4 protein-coding genes are annotated in these 5,079 nt (G+C 56.5%); 2 read left to right on the top strand and 2 right to left on the bottom strand.

Features of this window, described 5'->3' with window-relative positions; translation table 11 throughout:
- Position 1: 1 nt before the first annotated feature.
- Both Pla52nx_RS06225 and Pla52nx_RS06230 read right to left on the bottom strand, forming a co-directional pair.
- Positions 2-1,516 (bottom strand): hypothetical protein, encoded by a 1,515-nt coding sequence (locus tag Pla52nx_RS06225; protein WP_197454539.1) that lies wholly within the window; start codon positions 1,514-1,516, stop codon positions 2-4.
- Positions 1,517-1,695: 179 nt separating this feature from the next.
- The gene (locus tag Pla52nx_RS06230; protein ID WP_197454538.1) at positions 1,696-3,186 is read right to left on the bottom strand and encodes a sulfatase; all 1,491 of its coding nucleotides are present in this window, start codon (positions 3,184-3,186) and stop codon (positions 1,696-1,698) included.
- Positions 3,187-3,531: 345 nt separating this feature from the next.
- Between Pla52nx_RS06230 and Pla52nx_RS06235 the strand changes: the two genes are divergently transcribed.
- Complete coding sequence (locus Pla52nx_RS06235; protein WP_146519761.1) at positions 3,532-4,074, top strand: transposase; 543 nt, start codon at positions 3,532-3,534, stop codon at positions 4,072-4,074.
- Positions 4,034-4,342 (top strand): transposase, encoded by a 309-nt coding sequence (locus tag Pla52nx_RS06240; protein WP_342190349.1) that lies wholly within the window; start codon positions 4,034-4,036, stop codon positions 4,340-4,342. Before Pla52nx_RS06235 ends, Pla52nx_RS06240 begins: the two co-directional genes overlap by 41 nt.
- Positions 4,343-5,079: the final 737 nt, after the last annotated feature.

A 5,079-nucleotide genomic window follows, 5' to 3' on the forward strand; every position in this document is an offset into this window, starting at 1 on the left:
GCTAGCAACGTTTCTTTCGGCGGCACAGCATCCCAGCGGATAGAGCGGTGATGCAGAACACGGTGGATGGCTCGGGGACTGCCGATACTGTCCCTGTTAAAACCAGGTTGTCCAGGCCGAAGTCTTGGTCGACGCCGACGCTGGCATAGGATCGAATCGCGATTGTGTGGGTGCCGGTCAAACCTGTCTGAGACGACAAGTCGATCGGGTCGACCGACCAACGACCAGCAGTGAAATTTCCTCCGGTGGATTCGGCACCCGCTTCTCCTGGACCGGTGTGATCATGGTTGCGACTGACGATGAAATCCAAGTCACCGACCAGTCCGTCAACGGCCGGGTCGATGGCTGGATCATAAAAAACAGTGTGCGTGACACGAGCGCCGGTCGTGTTGCCGCCGCGTGCCTTGAGCGAGTCGAATGAAAACGTTTCCAGGTCCGCAGCGAACCCGGGCGCCACGCTGAACCGAAAGAAAACCGTTTGATCGGCCAGGGAAAAGTCACGGTCGCTGTTGACGTCTGTGCTGAAACCCAACGCGTTGTCGAAATCGTTTGCGGCAAAACCGAGTGCTGCACTGGGGTCCAAGCCCGGTGAGAACAGCAACTCGGTTACCGTCAGTCCGCCGATCGCAGGTGCGTCATTGCTGAGGTTCAACCCCGTGTTCGCACCCAGTGTGTTCGTTGCGTCGTCGGTATAGTTGTTGCCGTCGAACGCGAATCGGGCCAGGACGTCGGCTCGTGTGGGTGAGGCCAGCATGCTGAGCAGCAGGAATGCGATTGCCGTGGTGAGTGAAGGGAGGGATCGGGCGGCTGAAGCCTGCACTCCAACACGGGATCGTTGTCTACGACGACGACAGGCAATCAACGGAAGCGACACCGCTGACAAAAAGAGTATTCCAAAAGGTTCGGGGACGGCGGAGACGACGATCGTGCGAGACTGCGGTGCGAATACAGGGTTGACCAACCTGGGCAACAGGTCGGCCGGGTTGCGAAACGCGACCGAAGTCGTCCTTGACCCAGAGCCATCATCGAATCCGAACACGTCCAATGTGACAGTGTCGCCTTCCATCAAACCCAATGGCTGATAGTTAAAAGTGAAAGTGCCAATCGTGATCGGATCGCCGTTCAATACGGTCTCCGGCGATGACATCGCGGAGGCAAATGCATCGAGCATCACTTGCGATTCAAATCCTGGCGGCCCGCCGAATTGCGATCCGCCTTGCCAATCATCAAATGGGGCCGTGGCTTGGAATTGCACCAAGCCAAAATGGGTCAACGGGTTGCCGTTGTAACTGCTGTTGATGATGTCGAGATTCACGAACTCAAGATCACCGTTGAACAGATCGTCGGTGAACGTCAATTGCAGGTCGACTTCGAATTTCTGGACCGTCGGCTGATCACGAGCTTCTGACAGAACCACCGTGATCTCGGCGGCGGCGGGCGGGGCCGTGACCGCGAAAACGCTGCAAGCGATGGTGAGGCACAGCGTCGCAACGCAGAAACCACGCCGACTTGGCATTCGGATGTCGTGAAACGAGTGCCCTGCGCGATGCATCAAAGAAACCCCATTGAATGATCCGGGCGATCAGACGGAAGCCGCCGCGGACTCGAATCGTAAATCATCCAACGGGAGATTTCAACTCAAGGGCGACGCAACGCATGTTGAGCGGCTGAAGCCTGAACTCCAACGAGGGAGTACTAATTCTTGACCGTGGTGGCTTTGGCTGGGTTGTATTGAGGGTTGGCCGTGGGCATTTGCGCATCCACATTCGTTCGCCATTGCCTGAGTTTTCCAAATAACTCAGCAGATTTCTCAGGCAACTCCGCGGTCAAATCCGTTTGCTCGCCGAGGTCGGTCTCCAAGTCGTACAGTTCGGTCCCGCCGTCCTCGTGAAATTCAATCAGACGATATCGGCCGTCGCGAATGGCGCTATAGGGACCGTCGCCGCCGGCGTGATAGTGGGGGTAGTGCCAGAACAGCGATCGCTGCAGTCTTGAGTCGGGAGCACGCAGCAGGCTGACGATGTTCTTGCCGTCAATATTCCGGTTGTGTTCGGCATCGCCGGTGGTTCCGGTGGCGGACAGCAGCGTGGGATAAACATCGATCGTCATGATCGGTTGCTCGCACACGGTGCCTGCCGGCGTGACGCCTGGCCATTTGATGATCGCCGGAACACGCACGCCGCCTTCGTACGCAGACCCTTTTCCGCGTCGCAGTGGTTTGTTCTCGGTAAACCCGTCGTGTTTGCCGTATCGCTGGGTGAGTCCTCCGTTATCGGAGACAAAAATCACCAGCGTGTTGTCCGTGAGTTTTTTTTCATCAAGCGTTTTCAAAACACGACCGACACTTTGGTCCAAGCTGGCGACCATCGCGGCGTAGGTTGGATTGGTGTGGACCGCGTCGGGATCTACCTTTTGTTGAAAGTACTCGACTAAATCCTGGCGGCCTTGGATCGGCGTATGGGGAACGTTGTAGGCGAAATACAAAAAGAACGGATCGTCCTTGGATTCGTTGATGAATTCACAAGCGTGGTCGGTCAACCAATCGGTCAAGTAGTTCGTGCCTGCTTGGGAGGTCGTTCCGGGCTTGAGCAGGTAGCCTTTGGTGCCCGGTGGACGACTGACAGTGAAATCGAATCCTTGGCTCATAGGATCGGTCCCTTGACCGTCTTTGCCGCGTCCCTCCAAGTGCCACTTGCCGATGTGTCCTGTTTTGTAACCGGCCGACCGCAAGGCCTCCGCGATCGTGACGTAACGAGGCTCCAAACGTTTCGTCCATTCCGGGATCTTGAGTTTGGCGAAGGGGCGATTCTGGCCAGCGATAAAATCTGTGAGGTGCAAACGTGCGGGATACATGCCGGTCATCAGTGAAGCACGCGTTGGCGAGCACACGGTGCATGCCGAATAGGCATTGGTGAATTTGATCCCCGAGTCCGCCAGTGCATCCAGGTTGGGCGTCTCGTAGAGATCGCTGCCAAAACAACGCAGCCCTGTCCAGCCGAGATCATCCGCGAGAAACAAAACGACATTGGGACGAGATTCCGAATCGGCGTTGGCGACCGATGAATGCATGACCTGAGCCAGCAGAATGGCAATTGCAGCAAAAGACCAGCCAAGAGTTCTGTGTCGCGATTGAGAAAGAAACAAACGGTGACATCCGGCGAGCGCCGTGGCAAGAAATTGACTCATGGTGACTTTCAGGGGACTGGCACAACGTCTGGCGGGGCATGCGCTCGACTTGGAAAGTCGAGCGACGGTCGTTCGACTCTCCGAGTCGAAAACGAACACCATCATACACTCAGAACGCAAACCAAACGCTCAGAGTTGCAACATTGGTAGCCAGTCAGTCTTGCTTCCACCGGGGCGAGCCCGGTTGGAGAGCTGGAAGCTGGAAGTCGATGGCGTGATACACTACGATCAAAGGACCCCAGCCGGCCTTGTGCCGGTGGTGAACTGACTGAATGGCTAAAATGCAGTCCACGCTACAACAGCCTCCCCACTGGCCTTGTGCCAGTGGTCAAGGGACGATCATCCATGACTCCCAAACCCATCTACACGCCGGAAAACTGTTCGAGTGCGTATCAGCTGCGTTGGTCGCTGACTCTTTTTCCCCATCAAACGCTGCCGCCCGCAGAACTTTGGCTTGACCGGCTGAATCAAGCGATGTTGCCCGATCATGTTCGCGTTCTCGAACACACTCAGCGGCCAAACGGTTCAGAATTGTTGCTGGTCAGCACCACTCCCGATGTGATTCCGCACGCCGTTGTGCGCGCTATCAAAGGACGATTGCAACATCTGCTGCGCGACGAGCGTCCGGTGAAGTGGCAACGCAACTTTCGTTTGACCAGTGTGGGCGATGCATCGGCAGCGATCGTCAATCAGTACGTCTCGAAACAACTGGCGCACCATCCGTTGGCCGATCTCGAAACAAATGAATCCATGCGTGAGTTTCAGTTGCGGTTCGATGTGGACGTCACGCAAGTGATCAACAGTGATCAACAGTGCTCATGGTCAATATGCGACGGCGGTGCATCTTGTGTTGGTCCACGCCGAACGATGGCGGACTGCCCAACCTGATTTTCTACGCGTCACACGGGACGCGATACTTGGTGCGGCCAGAAAGAAGCATCATCGAGTTGCTCGGCTGGCGTTACTGCCCGATCACGTGCACTTCACACTGGCGATGGACTATGAGAGTTCGCCAGAACAAATCGCACTGTCGTACATGAACAACGTTGCGTTTCGACATGGAATGCTGCATCTGTGGATGAACAGCTTTTATGTGGGGACGATCGGCAGATACGACATGGACGCCGTGAGGCGAAGCGTACGGGATAACGTGTGATCGTCCGTGCTTCCACCGGGGCAAGCCCGGATGGGGAGATGGGAGGAAGATGAGGTGGATGTGTTGGTAGCCAATCAGTCTTGCTTCCACCGGGGCGAGCCCAGATGGAGAGCTGGGACGGAGTTGGGGTGCGGAGTTGGTAGCCAGTCAGCCTTGCTTCCACCGGGGCAAGCCCGGCTGGAGAGCTGGGAGGAAGATGAGGTGGTCGCGTTGGTAGCCAATCAGTCTCGCTTCCACCGGGGCGAGCCCGGTTGGAGAGCTGGAAGGAAGATGAGGTGATTGTGTTGGTAGCCAGTCAGTCTCGCTTCCACCGGGGCAAGCCCGGATGGGGAGCTGGGGGCAAACGACATCCTGGACAGGCCCCTATTCTGAGTTCAAAGTTGAAAAAAATCCGCCAGATGTGGCAAACGCTTTGAACCTCGGGGGGAACTTCGGTACCTTAGCCACATCGCGGAAAGGGATCCTGGGGCAAGGCGGTCGAGGAAGAGGGACGCGAGCAATAATACGCATCCTTTTATCACTTATCACTCGTCTGCCGTCAAAACGATACGCCCCGGGGCTGGCTTCTCATCGCATCCGTCATCGACATGGTCATATCGCGATAGGCTGACGCTACGGTTAAGTATTTACGCCGGCTGCCGAGTTCAATTTAGGCCAGGGCAGCTTGGATGGGACAGCATCGACGCAATCCGGAATCGCGGTGGCGCGGTATCCGAAATTCTGTCAGTCGCAATCGT

The organism is Stieleria varia (assembly GCF_038443385.1).
Taxonomy (GTDB): Bacteria; Planctomycetota; Planctomycetia; order Pirellulales; family Pirellulaceae; genus Stieleria; species Stieleria varia.

Coding starts and splice junctions, on each gene's coding strand:
- Pla52nx_RS06230 (WP_197454538.1), bottom strand. CDS start 3,186: ATGAGTCAATTTCTTGCCACGGCGCTCGCCGGATGTCACCGTTTGTTT.
- Pla52nx_RS06235 (WP_146519761.1), top strand. CDS start 3,532: ATGACTCCCAAACCCATCTACACGCCGGAAAACTGTTCGAGTGCGTAT.
- Pla52nx_RS06225 (WP_197454539.1), bottom strand. CDS start 1,516: ATGCCAAGTCGGCGTGGTTTCTGCGTTGCGACGCTGTGCCTCACCATC.